Raw genomic sequence first — 15,475 nt, forward strand, 5'->3', positions numbered from 1 at the left:
TTACTACCGGCAGTAGTACGCATTTGTGTCGGACTAGCCGTAGACTCGGACGAATGGCAGGTCTAGGCGAACTCGAGCGTGCAGTGATGGATCACCTGTGGGATTCATCGGAACCGCAAACGGTGCGGCAGGTCCACGAGGCGCTCGCGACTCATCGTGAACTTGCCTACACCACCGTGATGACGGTTCTCCAGCGTCTGGCGAAGAAGCAGCTCGTCGTGCAGCAGCGAGACGACCGCGCGCACCGCTACATTCCTCTGCACGGGCGGGATGAACTGGTCGCAAGCCTCATGGTCGACGCCTTGGCGCAGGCCCCCGAGTCCGGTGGCCGCGCGGCCGCCCTCGTTCATTTCGTCGGGCAGGTAGGCGCAGACGAGGCCGCAGCCCTCCGCGAAGCACTTGCCGCACTGGAAGTGGCACAATCGGAATCGCCCACGATCGAAGATCGCCGAACGAATTGATTCCTGCCCTCGGTTAGTGAGGAAATGAACTCCACCACAGCACTGGTCTTCGCGGTTCTCGCCCTGTTGCTGACGGGTCCGATTCCCGCATTCCTGAGTAAAGCCACGTGGCCGTATCGCGCTCCGCGGGCTGCACTTGTGCTGTGGCAAGCAATCGCCGTGGCCGCGGTGTTCTCCGCATTCAGCTCCGGCCTCGCCATCGGTGGACTGTTGTTGGTTCCAGGCCCGGACGGGCGGCCGACGACGGCGCCCACCGACGAAATAGAAGCGCTGGGTCTCCCGCTGTGGATTCTGTACGTGGTGGTGCTGGCCATCACACTCGGAATCGGCGCGAAATTGATGTTCTCCATCGTCCAGGTTGCGGTGAAGACCAGGCGGCGCCGTGCCCGTCACCGCATGCTCGTCGACTTGCTCGACCGTGGCAGCGACGACGAGCGGCCGTTCCCCGGAATCCGAGACGCCGATGTTCGTGTCCTCGACGCCGTCGAGCCCATCGCATACTGCCTTCCCGGACTCAGGCAGAGAGTCGTCCTCAGTGAGGGTGTGTTGACGAACCTGACCCGGTCCGAGGTGAAGGCGATTCTCAGCCACGAGCGATCGCATCTCCGGTCACGGCACGATCTGGTACTCGAAGCGTTCACCGCAGTCAACGAGGCGTTTCCGCGGATCGTGCGTAGTAAGTCCGCTCTGGGCAGCGTACAGCTGCTCGTCGAACTTCTCGCGGACGATTCGGCCGTGAAAGTAACCGGACCCACTCCGCTCGCCCGAGCACTCGTCACGTGTGCAGGCTCCACCGCACCGCGCGGCGCAATGGCCGCCGGTGGGCCGAGCACTCTCATCAGGGTGAAGCGCCTGAACGGGCCCAGAACGGACGTCAGAACGTCGGTGGCTGCGTATGCCGCCGCTGCGGTGATCCTGGTCGTACCCACGATCTTTGTCGCCATGCCCTGGCTGGAAGAACTCAGCCGCCTCATGCGCCATTCCTGAAGGGTCGGCCAGCTCACAGTCGTTCGAATCGGCGAATCGAACACTCGTCTTGTAGACTCGATAATCGGTCGCCATTGCGGCCGAGCAACTCGAAAAGGCACAAACAGCCCCACTCTGCGCATTCGATTCAGCGCACGGATGGCCAGGTGACAGTGCCCTGGCTCGTCAGATATTTGTTCCAGCTGTTGTTTGTGCCCTCTTCCGTGGGCGTTCTCCCAGCTTGTGCTTCTTGGCGCGCCCGTAAACCGGAGAGGTTCAACTGCGTGACTCACGCTGTTTCGACTAGTACATCCACCCCCGCCACGTCGGACGCCACGAGCGATCCCGCCGTGGTCACCTTCGCCGAACTCGGACTACCCGAACCTGTGGTAGCCGCCTTGGCGCGCAATTCCATCACCGTGCCCTCGCCCATCCAGGCAATGGCACTCCCGGACGCGATCGCAGGCAAGAACGTCCTCGGTCGGGCTCAGACCGGCTCGGGCAAAACACTCGCCTTCGGCCTACCCATCCTGGCCAGGCTCGCTCGCCACACCGACAGGCCCGCAGCCAAGCGTCCCCGTTCGCTCGTTCTCGTCCCGACGCGCGAACTCGCTTTCCAGGTTGTCGAGTCCATGACTCCCTACGCAGGCGCACTGGGCCTCACGGTGCGTGCAGCCGTCGGCGGTATGCCGTTCAACAAGCAGGTAGAACAGCTTCGCCGTGGTGTCGACGTACTCGTCGCGACCCCGGGGCGCCTCGCCGATCACCTCCGTCAGAGCACGTGCATCCTCGATTCCATCGAGATCACCGCCCTCGACGAAGCAGACCAGATGGCCGACATGGGCTTCCTGCCCGAGGTGCGCGCAGTTCTCGCCGACACTCCGTCGGACGGCCAGCGCCTGCTGTTCTCCGCCACACTCGATCGCGAAGTGCAATCACTCGTCCGTCAGTTCCTGCCCGACCACGTCGAGCACTCCACTCAGGACGGCAAGGCCAGCGTCCGCACCATGGAGCACTACATGCTCATGGTCGACCGCGGCCAGAAGGACATCGTCCTCTCGGAGATCGGTGCACGCGAAGGTCGCACCATCATGTTCGCTCGCACCAAGCTCGGTTGCGACGGCATCACCGACCGCCTCCGAGCACTCGGCATCGCAGCCGAGTCCCTGCACGGTGGCAAGGCGCAGAATCAGCGCACGCGGGTCCTCGAACGCTTCAAGAGCGGGCGTACGCCTGTGCTCGTCGCTACCGATGTCGCTGCACGTGGAATTCACGTGGACGGAATCGACCTCGTCGTTCACGTGGACCCGCCCGCCGACCACAAGGACTACCTCCATCGCGCCGGGCGTACCGCTCGCGCAGGCGAGAAGGGCACGGTCGTTGCAATCGTCCTTCCCAACCAGCGTCGCCAGATTCAGCGCCTGACCGGCATGGCAGGCGTGAAGTCGACGTCGGTGAACGTGTCACCGGGATCCGACGAACTCGCTCGGATCACGGGAGCGCAGAAGCCATCCGGCGAGCCACTGCGCGCGGTGAGCTCCGCTCCCCGTGACCGCCGTGACAGCCGTCCCCGCACCGGCGGCTACCAGGGCGACCGCCCCCGCACCGGCGGCTACCAGGGCGACCGCCCCCGCACCGGCGGCTACCAGGGCGACCGCCCCCGCACCGGCGGCTACCAGGGTGACCGCCCCCGCACCGGCGGCTACCAGGGTGACCGCCCCCGCACCGGCGGCTACCAAGGTGACCGCCCCCGCACCGGCGGCTACCAGGGCGACCGCCCCCGCACCGGCGGCTACCAAGGTGACCGCCCCCGCACCGGCGGCTACCAGGGCGACCGCCCCCGCACCGGCGGCTACCAGGGTGACCGCCCCCGCACCAGCGCAATGCAGGACGCTCCGCGGTCCGGTGGTTTCCGGAGTCGCACTGATCGCCGTGAGTACGAAGGTTTCGACGGGCCGGCTCGCAATCGCTGATCGGTCTCGAAGTTACTGACGGGTAACGCATTTCGACACTGAAGGGCGCTGTCACGATTCTCGTGGCGGCGCCCTCCGGCGTTTCAGCCGGAAACTTGTCCGGGGTGACGACACTCGCACCACGGATATCGCCCCCAACTTCCATTGCCGGGCGTCGCAGGGAAAGCTGTACCCATGACTTCAGGAGTGGAATCGTCAGACCTCGCCCAGATCGGTGTCACCGGACTTGCCGTCATGGGTTCGAACATCGCCCGCAACTTCGCGCGCAACGGTCATACCGTTGCCCTTCACAACCGCAGCATCGCCAAGACCGATGCTCTTCTTGCCGAGCACGGCGGCGACGGCAACTTCGTTCGCACCGAGACCATCGAGGAGTTCGTCGCGGCCTTGCAGAAGCCGCGTCGGGTTCTCATCATGGTCAAAGCCGGTGACGCAACCGACGCTGTGATCGAGGAGCTCGCCGGAGCGATGGAAGAGGGCGACATCATCATCGATGGTGGAAACGCTCTGTACACGGACACGATTCGCCGCGAAGCTGCGCTGAAGAAGCGCGGCCTCCTGTTCGTCGGAGCGGGAATCTCCGGCGGTGAAGAAGGTGCACTCAACGGACCGTCGATCATGCCCGGCGGACCCGTGGACTCGTACAAGGCACTCGGTCCGTTGTTGGAGTCGATTGCCGCTCAGGTCGATGGAACGCCGTGCTGCACGCACATCGGCCCCGATGGTTCGGGTCACTTCGTCAAGATGGTGCACAACGGCATCGAGTACGCCGACATGCAGTTGATCGGCGAGGCCTACAACTTGTTCCGCGATGCGCTCGACTACACGCCGCAGCAGATCGCGGACGTCTTCACCGAATGGAACAAGGGCGACCTCGAGAGCTACCTTGTCGAGATCACGGCCGAGGTGCTGAACCAGGTCGACGCCAAGACGGGCAAGCCGCTCGTCGACGTCATCGTCGACGCAGCCGAGCAGAAGGGCACCGGTCGCTGGACTGTCAAGGCCGCCCTGGATCTCGGCGTTCCCGTGACCGGCATTGCCGAGGCTGTGTTCGCACGCGCGCTCTCGGGATCGCGTGGGCAGCGCAAAGCAGCCGTCGGTCTCGCGTCAGGTGAACTGGCGGCCAAGCCCACCGACGTCGAGCAGTTCACCCACGACATCTCCCGTGCTCTCTACGCATCCAAGATCGTCGCGTACGCGCAGGGCTTCGACCAGATCGCAGCCGGAAGCACCGAGTACGACTGGAACCTTCACCCGGGTGACCTCGCAACCATCTGGCGCGGCGGTTGCATCATTCGCGCTCGTTTCCTCAATCGGATCAAGGACGCGTACGACGACAACGCCGAGCTGCCGAGTCTGATCCTCGCGCCGTACTTCCGTGAAGCGATCGAGAACGCCATCGACAGTTGGCGACGCGTTGTCGTCACGGCAGCCTCGCTCGGAATTCCGGTCCCGGCGTTCGCTTCCTCGCTCGCGTACTACGACGCGCTTCGTGCCGAGCGTCTGCCCGCTGCCCTGACGCAGGGCCAGCGTGACTTCTTCGGCGCCCACACGTATGAGCGCGTCGACGCAGAGGGCAAGTTCCACACTCTCTGGAGCGGTGACCGCAGCGAAGTCCAAGCCTGACGCGTAGGCGTGCGCCGACGACGAGCCGCCGAAACTGTCGGGACACGCCGCGTTCCAATCGTGGTGCACCGAACCGTGTACGGTTCGGTGCACCACGATCTTCACCGCCGTGACCGGCGATGTTTTCAGCTCGAGCGCTACTACCATCCCGGGGGCGGACCGAGTACCGGTTGCACGATCGTCGACGGGTACTCCCCCTCCCACGGCAGATTGCCGTCTCGATCACGCCAGACAGCCTGTACGGCTCGGAGCGCTCCGTCGGGATAAAGACGTCGGCACATCGACAGCCACTCCTCCGGATACGCGACGTCGACGAACGACACCTCGAACCCGCCGGCGGTGCAGTACTGGCCTGCCTCGAAGTGCTGCCCGCCGAACTGAATTCGACGAGCGAGTACGTTCAGCACTGCTGCCGACTCCCCCGGTGACCGACCCGTCATCACGATCTCGGGGTGGCCGAGACCGGCAAGTCCCACCGTGTAGCAGAACGCGGGATCGACCATCCCGTCACCGGCGTAATCGTCATCCGTGAAGTCACCCCCTTCGAATTCGTCGTCCAGGGCGGTGGCCGCGTTGGACGACACGTACTGCAGCGCCCACCCGTATCGTCCGATCAAGGTCTCCACCGAGTCGACGTAGTCGTCGATCGACTGACCGTTGCACATCCCGCACATGCTGCCCCCTGTAGTCCTGTAATCGGGTTTTACTCGAATGTATGTTCGAGTTCGTAGATGATGACGCACGGGTCCGACAGAAACGCCGACAGGGACGAAGTTCGGCCGAGGCGAAAACGGATGGGAACGACCCTCAGCGGGATCGATTCGGAGCGGTACTGTTCCGCTATGCCCGACCACCACTCGACATTTGCGGACCTGGGGCTGAAACCTGTCGTTGTGCACGCTCTCCGACGGGTCGGTGTCGAGTCACCGTTTCCGATTCAGACCGCGGTGGTGCAGGATGCGTTGGCCGGCTCGGACATTCTCGGGCGTGCCCCGACCGGGTCGGGCAAGACCTTGGCGTTCGGGTTGCCACTGCTCCAGCGGCTGAGCGGGGGCAGTAGCCGACCTTCACGTCCACGGTCGGTGATATTGGCTCCGACCCGAGAGCTGGCGCTCCAGATCGAGCAGGCCCTCGACGAGCCTGCTCTGGCACTGGGGGTACGAGTCGCGGCTGTCGTCGGTGGCGTTCCTGTCCGGCGTCAGGTGGACCGCCTCGCGAGAGGTGTGGACGTCGTGGTGGCGACACCCGGGCGTCTGGAAGATCTGGCCGCGCGAGGCTCCGTCGATCTGAGTTCGGTCACGATCTCCGTGGTCGACGAGGCCGACAGGATGGCGGATCTGGGATTCCTGCCTCAAGTCGTCTCGGTGCTGGATCGTACCGACGCCGACGGCCAGCGAATGTTGTTCTCGGCCACCCTCGACCACGACGTCGACGAGCTGATTCGTCGTTACCTACGTTCCCCCGTCACGCACACCGTCGACGTGGCTCCGATCGCGGAGCGCACAGCGGATCACTACTTTTTCCGCGTTGCGGGACCGGAAAAGGATTCCGTGGTGGCGTCCATCGCTGCGCGGGACGGACGGACCATCTTGTTCCTCCGAACGAAGTTCGCGGTCGATCGCCTGACCGATTCACTGCGATCGGTCGGCGTGAACGCAGCCTCGCTTCACGGAGACAAATCCCAGGCCAATCGCACCCGAACGCTGGCGTCGTTCGAGGATGGACGTGTCCCGGTTCTGGTTGCAACGGATGTGATGGCACGGGGGATCCACGTCGGCTCCGTATCGGTCGTCGTGCACGTCGATCCACCCGCCGATGCGAAGGAGTACACCCACCGCGCCGGTAGAACAGCACGAGCCGGTGCCTCCGGTGTTGTGGTGACGTTGGCGACCGATTCGCAGATGCCCGCCGCCATGGAGGTTGCTACCGCGGCGGGCATCGACGCGCACTTCGTCGCTGTGACCGAAGACGATCCGGTTCTCGTGTCCGTCATCGGCGCGCGGCGTCCTCCCGGCCGACCGGTCGCCGAACATTTTCCGGCGAGTGCGACCGGAACGAGCGCCGCTGCAACCAGCGGGTCGCGTCCCGGCCGAGCACCCGGTTCTTCACGTTCGCCGCGCCGACGCGCGACCGGCCGTCGCAGCGGGCGCCGATGAGCGGGTTTCCGGTGTTGACCGTTGTTCTCGCGCTCGTCGCGGCGATGCTGTTCGCGTGCGCTTCGGTGGCGCAACAGAGTGCCGCGGCCGCGGTCCCGGAAGGCAAGTCGTTGATGTCGACGCTGCTCCGAAGCCCTCGGTGGTGGGCAGGGGTTGTCGGCGACGCAGGCGGCTATGCCGTTCAGGTCGCAGCATTGTGGGTGGGAAGCGTGCTGATCGTCCAACCATTGGTTGTGTCCATGCTCCTCTTCGCACTCCCGCTGTCCGCGAAGTTCTCCGGCTTCAAGATGACCGGATCCACGTGGCTGCTGGCGATTTCTCTGGCTCTGGCCCTTGCGGTCTTCATCGTCGTCGGCGACCCGACCGAAGGTCACCCCAGTGCACCGTTCGCCGACTGGCTGGTTCCGCTGCTGGTGACGACCGTCGTGATATCCGTGTTCGCAGTCGCCGGGCTCGTCCTGCACAACCCCGGGCACCGTGCGCTGCTGCTCGGCGCCGCAGGCGGGCTTCTGTTCGGAGTGGCGGTGGCGTTCACCAAGTTCGTGACCGATCTCGTGGAGAAAGATCTGGTTTCTGCGCTCACCGCGTGGCAGACCTACGCACTCGTCGGGTGCGGCGTCCTAGGTTTCTACTTGCAGCAGGTTGCGTTCCAGGCCGGTCCGCTCTCCGCGTCACTCCCCGCCGTGACCATAGGAGAACCGTTCGGAGCGGCGTTCCTGGGAATCACTGTGCTCGACGAGCGGGTGCGGGACGACCCAGGAGCTTTGGTGATCATCGGCTGCTCGGTCGTGGTCATGATCGTCGCAACGATCGCGCTGTCTCGGTCACAGGCCCAACTGACCGAGAGCGTAACCGGTGCCTGACAGGTAAGCTGGCGCAACGTGCAGTTTCTCGATGGCCACCGGCCCCCATACGACCTGACGTACGACGACGTGTTCTTCGTCCCGAATCGAACGGATGTCACCTCCCGTTTCGACGTCGATCTTTCGACCTCCGACGGCACGGGCACGACCATTCCGATCGTCGTGTCGAACATGACTGCAGTATCCGGCCGGAGGATGGCGGAGACCGTTGCGCGACGGGGTGGAATCACCGTCCTTCCGCAGGATTTGCCCATCGAGGCAGTCGCGGACACGGTTGCCTTCGTCAAGAGCCGGGATCTCGTCGCGGACACCCCGGTGGTGCTGGCACCCGACGCCTCGGTGTCCGATGCACTTGCTCTCGTGCACAAGCGTGCTCACGGCGCCGTCGTCATCACATCGGAGGGGCGTCCGGTCGGTGTCGTCACCGAAGCGTCCTGCACCGATGTGGACCGTTTCGCGCGCGTGCAGTCGGTCGCTGCGACGGATTTCGTGACAGCACCGGCAGATGCATCGCCGCGCGAGGTGTTCGACGCACTCGAAGCCGCCCACGAAAACCTTGCCGTGCTGGTGAATGCGGACGGCACACTCGCCGGGGTGCTCACCAAGACGGGCGCGGTGCGCGCAGGGATCTACGCACCGGCTGTCGACAAGAACCGTCAACTGCGTATCGCCGCCGCGGTCGGCATCAACGGTGACGTCACCGCGAAGGCCCGGGCTCTCGTCGAGGCCGGAGCGGACGTTCTGGTCATCGACACTGCCCATGGCCATCAGGAGAAGATGCTGGACGCGCTGGCGGCGATTTCCGCGCTCGACCTCGGAGTTCCTCTGGCTGCCGGCAACGTCGTGTCCGCAGAGGGCACTCGCGATCTGATCGGAGCCGGAGCAGACATCGTGAAGGTCGGTGTCGGACCTGGCGCGATGTGCACCACACGAATGATGACGGGTGTGGGTCGTCCACAGTTCTCCGCCGTCGCGGAATGCTCCGCTGCCGCGGCCGATCTCGGTGGGTCGGTCTGGGCCGACGGCGGAGTTCGGCATCCACGGGACGTGGCTCTTGCGCTGGCTGCAGGTGCTGCGAACGTCATGATCGGGTCGTGGTTCGCCGGGACGTACGAGTCTCCCGGTGATCTGCGTACCGATTCGTCGGGCCGCGCCTACAAGGAGAGTTTCGGAATGGCGTCCAAGCGTGCGGTTGCTGCGCGTACGGCGACCGACAGTGCGTTCGATCGTGCTCGAAAGGGCTTGTTCGAGGAGGGAATCTCCAGTTCGAGGATGCGCTTGGATCCGGACCGTCCCGGCGTCGAGGATCTGATCGACCACATCTGCGCCGGTGTGCGCAGTACCTGCACATACGCGGGCGCTCGTACTCTTTCCGAGTTGCACGACCGCGCCGTGCTCGGGGTGCAGTCGGCCGCAGGTTTCGCCGAGGGTAGGCCCTTACCGACAGGTTGGTGAGTGGACCGAGTGGCTGGTCTGTCCGTGGGCGTTGCCCGAGCCGTGTTCTCTGCGGGAAACCGTTAAGATCAGGGCTTCGGCAATACCGCGGACTTCCTCCGCGCAGTGTCCGCTCGAGGCGGGCTGGGGGAAGCGAGAGAAAGGACCAAGGTGCCCGAGGCACCCGTTATCAGCGATGTTGTGACCGCTCAGGGCGAGTCCAACGACGAGGGCTCCACTTCGGAGGGCTCCTCTATCGAGCCGGGTGAACGACCCGGCGAAACACACGGCGCGATGCGCCTCTCGCAACTCCGGCGGCGGTGACCGGTGGAAATTGTGATCAGCATCCTCGGCCTCCTCGGCTTCGTAGCTTTGACCGCCGGCACTGCACTCTTCGTGGCAGCCGAATTCTCGCTGACCGCGCTCGAGCGAAGTGCAGTGGATTCGGCGGCCGTCGATCTCGGTGACACACGCGCTCGGCAGGTCCAGCGAGCGCACAAGACCTTGTCGTTCCAGCTGTCCGGTGCACAATTGGGAATCACGATCACGACCCTGATCACCGGTTACCTGGCCGAGCCGATCCTCGCCGGATTCTTCGTACCGTTGGCGACGGCGGTCGGTGCCTCCGACACCGTCGCCGCTGCGGTGTCTCTGGCCGCAGCCTTGTTGATCGCCACGTCGTTCTCGATGATCTTCGGTGAGCTGGTACCGAAGAACATCGCCATTGCGATGCCGATGGCAACTGCCCGTGCCACTGCCGGAGCCATGTCGGGTTTCTCGGCAGTCTTCCGATGGGCAATCAAGGGTTTGAACGGTTCGGCGAACTGGCTGGTTCGGCGGCTTGGTATCGAACCTGCCGAGGAGCTGAGGTCCGCGCGTTCACCGCGGGAGCTCGGATCGCTCGTGCGCACGTCGGCGCAGCTCGGAGCGCTGGACGAGGGAACGGCCCGTCTGGTGGACAGGTCGTTGCAGTTCGGTGAACGTACGGCCGAGGAATTGATGACTCCCCGGGTGAAGGTGGAGTCGCTGTCGGTGTCGGACACGGCGTTCGACCTGATCGAAACTGCCGCGCGTACCGGTTTTTCGCGCTTTCCCGTCGTCGACGGAGACTTGGACGACACGGTCGGAGTGGTGCACATCAAGCACGCATTCGCTGTCGGGAGCGCACACCGCCGCTCCACCCGACTGGCCGATCTGGCGCAGGACGTACCGGTCGTGCCCTCGAGTCTCGACGGGGACACGGTGATGGAGCGGGTGCGGGCGGACGGAATGCAGGTGGCCCTGGTCGTCGACGAATACGGCGGTACCGCCGGGATGGTGACGATGGAAGACCTCATCGAAGAAATCGTCGGAGACGTCCGCGACGAGCACGACGAACCGGAAGTCGACGTGCAACGGGTGGGTGACAGCTGGATCTGTTCCGGGCTGCTCCGCATCGACGAGGTGGCGACGGCTACCGGGTATCGCGCCCCCGATGGCGAGTACGAGACCATCGGCGGACTCGTCCTGACCCGACTCGGTCGGATTCCCACCGAGGGGGACACCACTGTCCTTCCTGCTGGTCCGTTCGACGAGCCGTCGGAGTCGGACGGTGGTTGGATTGCGAAGGTCACGCGCATGGACGGCCGACGAATCGACCGAATTCTGCTTCAGCCGGTCGATGCCGAACGCATCGCGACGGTGGGTAAGGAGGCGAGAATCCGTGGGTGACATATTCGCTGTTCTGCTCGCCGTCTTTCTACTCGCCGGCAACGCCTTCTTCGTCGGCGCCGAGTTCTCGCTGATCTCGGCGCGTCGTGATCGTCTGGAATCTCTTCTTGCGCAGGGCAAGAATCGGGCGAAGTCGGTCATCGAAGCCGGTCAGAACCTGTCGCTGATGTTGGCGGCCGCTCAGCTCGGCATCACCATCTGCTCGATTCTGCTCGGTAGGGTCGGCGAGCCGGCGGTGGCGCATCTGTTCGAGAAACCGATGGAGTGGGTCGGCATTCCCGATGCCTTTCTTCATCCCATCTCGTTCGCCATCGCGCTCGGTCTCGTGGTGGTGTTGCACATCCTGATCGGTGAGATGGTTCCGAAGAACATCGCCATTGCCGGTCCGGAGCGGACTGCCATGATTCTGGTGCCGATCCATCTCATGTTCATCAAGTTGGCCAAGCCGCTGATCTCGTTCTACAACGTGTGCGCCAACCTGACGCTGCGTGCGCTGAGGATCGAGCCCAAGGACGAACTCGATTCCTCGGTCTCCGCGGACGAGCTGTCACAGATGATCGGTGAGTCGCGATCGGAAGGTCTCATCGACGAAGAAGAGCATCGGCGTCTGACGCAGGCTTTGGACACGTCGGGCCGGACCGTCGCGGATGTTCTCATTCCGTCTTCGCAGGTGCGTACTGTGCGTCTCGCGGTATCGGACAATGCTGCCGGGCCGACGCTCGGTTCCGTGGAGGAAGCGGTGACCGCAACAGGATTCTCGCGGTATCCGGTCCAGGCGTCCGACGGTTCGTTGGTGGGATACCTGCACTTGAAGGATGTTCTGGAGTACATGGTCGACGACGCGGCCGGCCCCGAGTCGGTGATTCCGCGCTCGGAGGTGCGACCCCTGCCTGTGGTCTTGTCCGATACGACGCTCGACGACGCACTGACGCGTCTGCGGCGGACGCGTAGCCACCTGGGTGTCGTACACGATTCGACTGGCTCGACCATCGGGATCGTCGCGCTGGAGGATTTGGTCGAGGAGTTCGTCGGTACCGTTCGAGACGGCACTCACCGGATCGCGGGTCCTGCCCCCGGCGGAGTTCTTCGGCGACCATGACATCGGAGTTGTGCGAGGCGGAGTGGACGGCGTCGAGGGCGATGCATTCCGCGCGGGTCGAGCACCTGATCGGCGACTATCTGGTGCAGCGCGCGCAGGGTGCATACCACCCGGTCCTGGACTTTCTGTTCACGTACTACAGCTTCAAGCCGGGACACCTGAAGCGATGGAGTCCCGGCTACGGCGTCACGCTGACGGGGCCGAGAGCCGAGGAGTACGCCCAGTTCGCGGCATACGAACCGGCGCCCGGCGGAGGCTATCGGGTGCGCGAGTCCCTGCTCGAGCGCAGGCTGTCCGCCGTCGAGTTCACGCACGGCCTGCTGTCCGCGACGACTACTCGCCCACCGAACCTGGGGTGTTTCGGCCTGCACGAGTGGGCGATGGTCTACCGGGGCGGGGCAGCCGCCCTCCGGCACGGAACGGTTCCGCTACGCCTCGGGCACACCGGCACCGACAGCGTCGTGGAGAAGATGAACCTTCGGTGCACGCATTACGACGCTTTTCGCTTCTTCACCGACGACGCGGTACCTCGCAACACACTGCGTCTCGAACCGAGCGGGAGAATTAACCGTGAACAACCGGGGTGCGTCCACGCCAGCATGGATCTGTACAAATGGAGCTACAAGCTGTCACCTCTCGTGGACTCGGCCCTGGTGACAGACTGTTTCGAGCTCGCACTGGATGCACGAACCGTCGATATGCGTGCCAGTCCCTACGACCTGTCGGATTACGGTTTCGCCGCCATCGAGATCGAAACCCCGTCAGGACGCGCGGAATACGTGCGTGCCCAGACTCGACTGATGGACAGGGCTGCCCCTCTCCGCTCGGAACTTATCCGCCGATGCCAGAATCTACTGGTGAGCGGCGGTGCCACCGCCCGAGCTACCGCCGAGTAACATAGGCGGAGTTGTCGCCGAGGCGCCTTGTGCGCGTTTGACCGGAAAGAGCGAGGGATTCATGACCGATCGTGTTTCTGTTGGTGGTCTTCAGGTTGCCCAGGTTTTGTACGACTTCGTGCAGAACGAAGCGCTTCCGGGCACCGGTGTGGATTCGGAGAAGTTCTGGAGCGGCGTGGAGGCCGTGATCACGGATCTGGCCCCGAAGAACAAGGCCCTGCTGGGTGTTCGTGACGAAATCCAAGGCAAGGTCGATGCGTGGCACGGTGAGCACGCCGGACCGAATTACGACAGGAGCGCGTACACGGCGTTCCTGAAGGAAATCGGGTACCTGGTCGACGAGCCCGCGGACTTCCACATCACCACCTCCGGTGTCGACACCGAGATCACCTCCACCGCGGGCCCGCAGCTCGTGGTCCCGGTTCTCAACGCCCGCTTCGCGATCAACGCATCCAACGCACGCTGGGGATCGCTCTACGACGCCTTGTACGGCACCGACGCCATTGCCGAGGACGGCGGTGCGGAGAAGGGCACCAGCTACAACAAGGTCCGCGGCGACAAAGTCATCGCCTTCGCCCGGGAGTTCCTCGACGAGGCTGCTCCCCTGTCCTCCGGTTCGCATGTCGGTACCACCAAGTACGTTGTCGACACCTCCGCTACCGGGGCCGCATCGTTGACGGTCACTCTCGCCGACGGTTCCACCGTCGGTTTGGCAGACCCGGCGCAGCTGCTCGGATACCAGGGCGCCCCGGATGCGCCGACGGCGATTCTTCTCGTGCACAACGGGTTGCACTTCGAGATCCAGATCGACCCGCAGTCTCCGATCGGGGCGACCGACGCCGCCGGCGTCAAGGATGTCCTCCTCGAATCTGCGGTGACCACGATCATGGACTTCGAGGATTCGGTCGCGGCGGTCGATGCCGACGACAAGGTTCTCGGCTACCGCAACTGGCTCGGTTTGATGCGCGGTGATCTCACCGAAGAGGTCTCCAAGGGCGGCAAGACCTTCACCCGCAGCTTGAATCAGGACCGCAGTTACACCGCGGTCGACGGGTCCGAGCTGACCCTGCACGGTCGGTCGCTGCTGTTCGTCCGCAACGTCGGGCATCTGATGACCTCCGATGCGATCCTCGACGCCGACGGCAACGAGGTCCCCGAGGGCATCCTCGATGCCCTGTTCACCTCGCTCGCGGGTCTGCATTCCCTCGGTGCGGACAATGTCCTGAAGAACAGCCGCACCGGGTCGTTGTACATCGTCAAGCCGAAGATGCACGGTCCCGACGAGGTCGCGTTCACTGCGGAACTGTTCGGCCGGGTCGAGCAGGTTCTCGGGTTGCCGGTCAACACCCTCAAGGTCGGCATCATGGACGAGGAACGCCGCACCACGGTCAACTTGAAGGCTGCGATCGAGGCTGCGAAGGAACGCGTGGTGTTCATCAACACCGGCTTCCTCGACCGGACGGGCGATGAGATCCACACCTCGATGGAGGCCGGACCGGTCGTGCCGAAGGGTGAGATGAAGGCCCAGGGCTGGATCAAGGCGTACGAGGACTTCAATGTCGACACCGGGTTGGCTGCCGGGCTGGAAGGCAAAGCGCAGATCGGCAAGGGCATGTGGGCGATGCCGGATCTGATGCACGACATGCTCGAGCAGAAGATCGGGCATCCGCAGTCCGGTGCCAACACTGCGTGGGTGCCCTCGCCGACGGCAGCGACGCTGCACGCCTTGCACTATCACAAAGTCGATGTGTTCGCTCGTCAGGAAGAGATCGCGAAGTCCAAGCGTGCCACTGTCGAGGAGATCCTCGAGATTCCGTTGGCACCGGCGACCGACTGGTCCGAGGAGCAGAAGCAACGCGAGCTCGACAACAATGCTCAGTCGATCCTCGGGTATGTGGTGCGGTGGATCGATCACGGTGTGGGGTGTTCGAAGGTTCCCGACATCAATGACATCGCGTTGATGGAAGATCGGGCTACGCTGCGTATCTCGAGTCAGTTCCTGGCGAACTGGTTGCGGCACGGCATCGTCACCGAAGATCAGGTGCGTGCCTCGCTCGAGCGGATGGCGCCGGTGGTGGACCGACAGAACGCATCGGACCCGATGTACGAGAACCTCGCGCCGGATTTCGAGTCGAACATCGCCTTCCAAGCAGCCAGTGACCTGATCTTCCAGGGCACCAGCCAGCCCAACGGCTACACCGAACCGATCCTGCACCGCCGCCGCCGCGAGTACAAAGCCGCAACACGCTGACGAGCTCGGAGTGACCGGACAGCACAGGAGCGGAGCCTGC

12 protein-coding genes are annotated in these 15,475 nt (G+C 64.3%); 11 read left to right on the forward strand and 1 reads right to left on the reverse strand.

Features of this window, described 5'->3' with window-relative positions; translation table 11 throughout:
* Window positions 1-53: 53 nt before the first annotated feature.
* From ACFULT_RS26020 to gndA, 4 genes are all read left to right on the forward strand, one after another.
* Window positions 54-461, forward strand: coding sequence for a BlaI/MecI/CopY family transcriptional regulator (locus ACFULT_RS26020; RefSeq protein ID WP_037110805.1), 408 nt, complete (start codon window positions 54-56; stop codon window positions 459-461).
* A gap of 24 nt (window positions 462-485) precedes the next feature.
* Window positions 486-1,448, forward strand: a complete 963-nt coding sequence (locus tag ACFULT_RS26025; RefSeq protein ID WP_037110806.1) for a M56 family metallopeptidase — start codon at window positions 486-488, stop codon at window positions 1,446-1,448.
* Between the two features lie 263 nt (window positions 1,449-1,711).
* Window positions 1,712-3,400: a DEAD/DEAH box helicase gene (locus ACFULT_RS26030; RefSeq protein WP_378482931.1), complete on the forward strand. Its 1,689-nt coding sequence runs from the start codon at window positions 1,712-1,714 to the stop codon at window positions 3,398-3,400.
* 174 nt (window positions 3,401-3,574) lie between these two features.
* A complete protein-coding gene (gene gndA, locus ACFULT_RS26035; protein WP_037112736.1) occupies window positions 3,575-5,026 on the forward strand; it encodes an NADP-dependent phosphogluconate dehydrogenase in 1,452 nt (483 codons plus the stop codon).
* 140 nt (window positions 5,027-5,166) lie between these two features.
* Here gndA and ACFULT_RS26040 read toward each other — a convergent pair whose 3' ends face one another.
* Window positions 5,167-5,691, reverse strand: coding sequence for a DUF4262 domain-containing protein (locus ACFULT_RS26040; RefSeq protein ID WP_378482932.1), 525 nt, complete (start codon window positions 5,689-5,691; stop codon window positions 5,167-5,169).
* Window positions 5,692-5,868: 177 nt separating this feature from the next.
* Between ACFULT_RS26040 and ACFULT_RS26045 the strand changes: the two genes are divergently transcribed.
* From ACFULT_RS26045 to ACFULT_RS26075, 7 genes are all read left to right on the forward strand, one after another.
* Window positions 5,869-7,182 (forward strand): DEAD/DEAH box helicase, encoded by a 1,314-nt coding sequence (locus tag ACFULT_RS26045; RefSeq protein ID WP_378482933.1) that lies wholly within the window; start codon window positions 5,869-5,871, stop codon window positions 7,180-7,182.
* Window positions 7,179-8,045, forward strand: coding sequence for a DMT family transporter (locus tag ACFULT_RS26050; RefSeq protein WP_378482934.1), 867 nt, complete (start codon window positions 7,179-7,181; stop codon window positions 8,043-8,045). Before ACFULT_RS26045 ends, ACFULT_RS26050 begins: the two co-directional genes overlap by 4 nt.
* A gap of 18 nt (window positions 8,046-8,063) precedes the next feature.
* A complete protein-coding gene (locus ACFULT_RS26055) occupies window positions 8,064-9,500 on the forward strand; it encodes a GuaB1 family IMP dehydrogenase-related protein (protein WP_037112728.1) in 1,437 nt (478 codons plus the stop codon).
* Window positions 9,501-9,806: 306 nt separating this feature from the next.
* Complete coding sequence (locus tag ACFULT_RS26060) at window positions 9,807-11,189, forward strand: hemolysin family protein (RefSeq protein ID WP_378482935.1); 1,383 nt, start codon at window positions 9,807-9,809, stop codon at window positions 11,187-11,189.
* Window positions 11,182-12,288: a hemolysin family protein gene (locus ACFULT_RS26065; protein ID WP_378482936.1), complete on the forward strand. Its 1,107-nt coding sequence runs from the start codon at window positions 11,182-11,184 to the stop codon at window positions 12,286-12,288. Before ACFULT_RS26060 ends, ACFULT_RS26065 begins: the two co-directional genes overlap by 8 nt.
* Window positions 12,285-13,184 (forward strand): 3-methyladenine DNA glycosylase, encoded by a 900-nt coding sequence (locus tag ACFULT_RS26070; protein ID WP_378482937.1) that lies wholly within the window; start codon window positions 12,285-12,287, stop codon window positions 13,182-13,184. The genes ACFULT_RS26065 and ACFULT_RS26070 overlap by 4 nt, the downstream gene beginning before the upstream one ends.
* Window positions 13,185-13,245: 61 nt before the next feature.
* Window positions 13,246-15,435, forward strand: a complete 2,190-nt coding sequence (locus ACFULT_RS26075; RefSeq protein ID WP_378482938.1) for a malate synthase G — start codon at window positions 13,246-13,248, stop codon at window positions 15,433-15,435.
* The last annotated feature ends 40 nt before the right edge of the window (window positions 15,436-15,475 follow it).

This window comes from Rhodococcus sp. NPDC057297 (assembly GCF_042667435.1).
Lineage (GTDB): Bacteria > Actinomycetota > Actinomycetes > Mycobacteriales > Mycobacteriaceae > Rhodococcoides.

Coding starts and splice junctions, on each gene's coding strand:
- ACFULT_RS26020 (WP_037110805.1), top strand. CDS start 54: ATGGCAGGTCTAGGCGAACTCGAGCGTGCAGTGATGGATCACCTGTGG.
- ACFULT_RS26025 (WP_037110806.1), top strand. CDS start 486: ATGAACTCCACCACAGCACTGGTCTTCGCGGTTCTCGCCCTGTTGCTG.
- gndA (WP_037112736.1), top strand. CDS start 3,575: ATGACTTCAGGAGTGGAATCGTCAGACCTCGCCCAGATCGGTGTCACC.
- ACFULT_RS26040 (WP_378482932.1), bottom strand. CDS start 5,691: ATGTGCAACGGTCAGTCGATCGACGACTACGTCGACTCGGTGGAGACC.
- ACFULT_RS26045 (WP_378482933.1), top strand. CDS start 5,869: ATGCCCGACCACCACTCGACATTTGCGGACCTGGGGCTGAAACCTGTC.
- ACFULT_RS26050 (WP_378482934.1), top strand. CDS start 7,179: ATGAGCGGGTTTCCGGTGTTGACCGTTGTTCTCGCGCTCGTCGCGGCG.
- ACFULT_RS26070 (WP_378482937.1), top strand. CDS start 12,285: ATGACATCGGAGTTGTGCGAGGCGGAGTGGACGGCGTCGAGGGCGATG.
- ACFULT_RS26075 (WP_378482938.1), top strand. CDS start 13,246: ATGACCGATCGTGTTTCTGTTGGTGGTCTTCAGGTTGCCCAGGTTTTG.